The organism is Rhizobium moroccans (assembly GCF_057559155.1).
Map to the genome: position 1 here is coordinate 169,589 of NZ_JBHFJG010000036.1, position 3,381 is coordinate 172,969.

The following is a 3,381-nucleotide window of genomic DNA, read 5'->3' on the forward strand; positions in this document are numbered from 1 at the left end:
ATTTTCGCGATCGTGGTCGCAACGTCTTGCTCCTGATGGATTCGGTGACGCGCTTTGCCCGTGCACAGCGCGAGATCGGGCTTGCGGCCGGCGAGCCGCCGACCCGGCGCGGCTTTCCGCCGTCCTTCTTCGCCGCCCTGCCGCGCCTCCTCGAAAGGGCCGGGCCGGGGAAGGGCGGGTCCATCACGGCGCTCTATACCGTGCTGACCGAGGGCGAAGACGGCCTCGATCCGGTGGCGGAGGAAACCAAGGCGATCCTCGACGGCCATATCGTGCTGTCGGGTGAGCTTGCCCAGCGCAATCATTTTCCGGCGATCGACGTGCTGAAAAGCCGAAGCCGTCTGATGAACGGCATCGTTTCCGCCGAGCATCGCGACCTTGCCGGCACCATTCGCGAAAACATGGCGGCCTATCGTGACATCGAGCTGCTATTGCGCGTCGGCGAATACAAGGCAGGCAGCGACGCGCGCGCGGATTTGGCTGTGGCCCGCCACGATGCGATCGAAACCTTTCTGCGCCAGCCCTCTGACGAGATCTGCGATATTCGGACGACGGTCGAACGGATGAAAGAGATCGTCGCATGAGTGCAACATCGGATCTACCGCAGCTTCTGGCGCTGCGGTCTCTCCGCGAAGAACGTGCGAAAGCTGCGGTATCGATCGCTGCGGCCCGACTTCAGGAGGCATCCCGTGCCATGTCGGAGGCCGAAGCGGCAATTGACGCCCATGACCTTGAGACCGATCAACAGGAGCGGCGGTTTTTCGAGGCCATGCATATGCGGCCTCTCTCCGAAAACGAACTCGGCCGAACGCATGACCTGTTGCGCGCCTCCGATCAGCGGCGCGATGCGCTGATCGACAAGCGGAATAAAGCCGCTGAGGCGCTTGGTGACCGCGAGCGGCAGCTTTCCGCGGCCCAAGCCGAGTGGCGCCGGCGCCTGTTCGAGCGCGACAAGCTGGCCGAGGCGGAAAGTCGGCTGCGCCATTCGGACCGGGCGCGGATCGACGCCTTGGCGGAGCAGGAAGCGGAAGAAATGAGTGCAGATCGGGCACGACTATCATGCTGAGAGATACGGGCGCCCATTTCGGAATCGGATGCGGTGGAGCGAGTGTCGTGAACATGCTTGCGTCGCCGCCCGAACTGCCGCCAGCCGGCCTTCAGGAGCGCCTGTCGCGTCGGCGCACGCCGATCGCATGTGTGCTCGGCGAGAGGAAAGTCAGCCTCCATATCGGCGAGGTGTTTTCGGGCGAAGATGCCGTGGCTGTCCCGGTCCGTGTGGGCGCCGATGATTGCCGCCTGCACCTGTCGGCGGCATTGATCGAATGGCTGCAGCAGCCGCTTGGGCTCAAAGGTGTGCTGATCGACGAGGAGCCGCCACAGCGTGCCCTGCTTCTGGAGCTGGCGGCCCTCGATCTTCTGCACCTGCTGGAAAGCCGGCTTAGCGAAGACATCCGGTTCGGCGAAGGTGGCGACGCGGATTTGCCGCATACGCTGGATCTGGCCTTCGTCGCCGACGAGCGGTCGCTTCCGCTGCGTCTGGAATTGCCGCCTCAGCTCGCCGAGATCTGGGCTGATTTTCTCGACCGCGTCCAGCCGTCCGAACCGGCGGACCTTTCCGGGCTCACGGTTGAGCTCGTCATCGAGGCCGGATCGCAGGATCTGACTCTCGACGAATTGGAGAGCCTGCGGCCCGGCGATATCGTCATGCTCGCAACCCATCGGACAGTCGTGGTCTTGGATGGAAAGCTGATTGCCCCCGTGCGGCGCCAGTCGGATTGCGCCGAGCTGGATGGGCCTTTCTATCCGAAGAGCCGCCGCGCCATGGTCGGCTCGCTGCCGGATCTTCGCGACAATCGGAACGGTACGCACATCCTGCATATGGTCGCTGAATTCGCACGGACGACGATGACGCTCGGCGAAATCGATGCGCTGAAGTTGCGTCAGCCGTTGCCGCTTTCCTATTTCGATGAAACAGGCGTCGACATCGTCGTCGATGGCCGGCGTATCGGGCGCGGCGAGCTCGTCATGATCGGCGCCGGCATGGGTGTGCGTATCCTTCATCTTCTGCCCGCGACCCCGGTATAAAGCAGCCAGACATCATGACAGAATTCCAGCCGAACCTGATCGCCATCATCATCGTCGTTTCGACGATTGGTCTCCTGCCGCTGGCGGTGGTAACAATGACGGGCTTCCTGAAGATTTCCGTCGTGCTCTTCCTCATCCGCAATGCGCTCGGAATTCAGCAATCGCCGCCGAACCTTGTCCTCTACGGCATCGCGCTCATCCTGACGGTCTATGTGACGACGCCGCTGGTGGGCAATATGTACCGGGCGGCCGAAAGCCGGCCGATGGATATCCAAACCGTCGAGGGGCTGCGCAGTGTAGGAGAAACGCTGGCCGAGCCCTTGCGCGAATATCTCAAGCGCTTTGCAAATGAGCGCGAACGCCAGTTCTTCATCGAGGCGACGGAGAGTGTGTGGTCGCCGGAAGCTCGCGCCGCGCTTCGCAACGACGATCTCGTGGTGCTGATCCCGGCCTTCGTCGCATCCGAACTGACGCGCGCCTTCGAGATCGGCTTCCTTCTCTACATCCCGTTCCTGGTGATCGATCTGATCGTCGCCAACGTGTTGATGGCCATGGGCATGATGATGGTCTCACCAACGCTGATCTCCATTCCCTTGAAGATTTTCCTCTTCGTGGCGGTGGAAGGCTGGTCGCGCCTGATGCACGGGCTGATCCTGAGTTATGGAGGATAGCGGATGGGCCAGGAGGTCTTTCTCAACGAAATGAACCGCGCGCTGGTGACGGTACTGATCGTCTCGGCGCCGGCACTCGGTGTGGCGATCATCATCGGCATCAGCGTCGGCCTCATCCAGGCGCTGACGCAAATCCAGGACCAGACATTGCCGCAGGCGGTAAAGCTGGTCGCCGTCATGCTGGTTCTCATTTTCGCGGGGCCGCTTCTTGCCGTCCAGGTCGCAGCGCTGGCGAGCCAATCGCTCGACAGCTTCGCGTCGCTGACACGGTAGGCCGATGAACCTCGCGGCGATCACGGCAGCGATCACCGAGTTTGCCTATCCGGTGCTCGTTGCCGCTTCGATCGCCGTCGCACGCGCGCTCGGCATGATCATGCTGACGCCGGCATTCATGCGGCTCGGCCTGACGGGCATGATCCGTTCCGCGGTGGCCGTCGCCATCTCCTTGCCGATGATCTTTCCGATCTTTCAGCAGCTTGCCGTGACTGGCCAGCCGACGAGTTTTGATCTTGCCGGCCTCCTCATCAAGGAAATGGTGGTGGGCGCCTTGATCGGACTTGCCTTCGGCATTCCCTTCTGGGCGGCCGAAGTGGCGGGTGACCTGATCGACCTGCAGCGCGGATCG

At 62.6% G+C, this 3,381-nt stretch carries 5 protein-coding genes and 1 pseudogene; all 6 read left to right on the top strand.

Annotated elements, in window-relative coordinates:
• Nucleotides 1-584: pseudogene (locus tag ACE04I_RS17695) on the top strand (EscN/YscN/HrcN family type III secretion system ATPase); the annotation flags it as partial.
• 110 nt (nucleotides 585-694) lie between these two features.
• Nucleotides 695-1,066, top strand: a complete 372-nt coding sequence (locus ACE04I_RS17700) for a hypothetical protein (protein WP_487207399.1) — start codon at nucleotides 695-697, stop codon at nucleotides 1,064-1,066.
• Nucleotides 1,067-1,119: 53 nt separating this feature from the next.
• Nucleotides 1,120-2,085, top strand: a complete 966-nt coding sequence (locus ACE04I_RS17705; RefSeq protein WP_245282176.1) for a FliM/FliN family flagellar motor switch protein — start codon at nucleotides 1,120-1,122, stop codon at nucleotides 2,083-2,085.
• A 14-nt stretch (nucleotides 2,086-2,099) separates the two neighbouring features.
• Complete coding sequence (sctR, locus tag ACE04I_RS17710) at nucleotides 2,100-2,756, top strand: type III secretion system export apparatus subunit SctR (RefSeq protein WP_487207400.1); 657 nt, start codon at nucleotides 2,100-2,102, stop codon at nucleotides 2,754-2,756.
• 3 nt (nucleotides 2,757-2,759) lie between these two features.
• Complete coding sequence (locus ACE04I_RS17715) at nucleotides 2,760-3,029, top strand: EscS/YscS/HrcS family type III secretion system export apparatus protein (protein ID WP_046796838.1); 270 nt, start codon at nucleotides 2,760-2,762, stop codon at nucleotides 3,027-3,029.
• A gap of 4 nt (nucleotides 3,030-3,033) precedes the next feature.
• Nucleotides 3,034-3,381, top strand: a 348-nt coding sequence (locus ACE04I_RS17720) for a flagellar biosynthetic protein FliR (RefSeq protein WP_487207401.1), incomplete at its 3' end; no start/stop codon positions are given.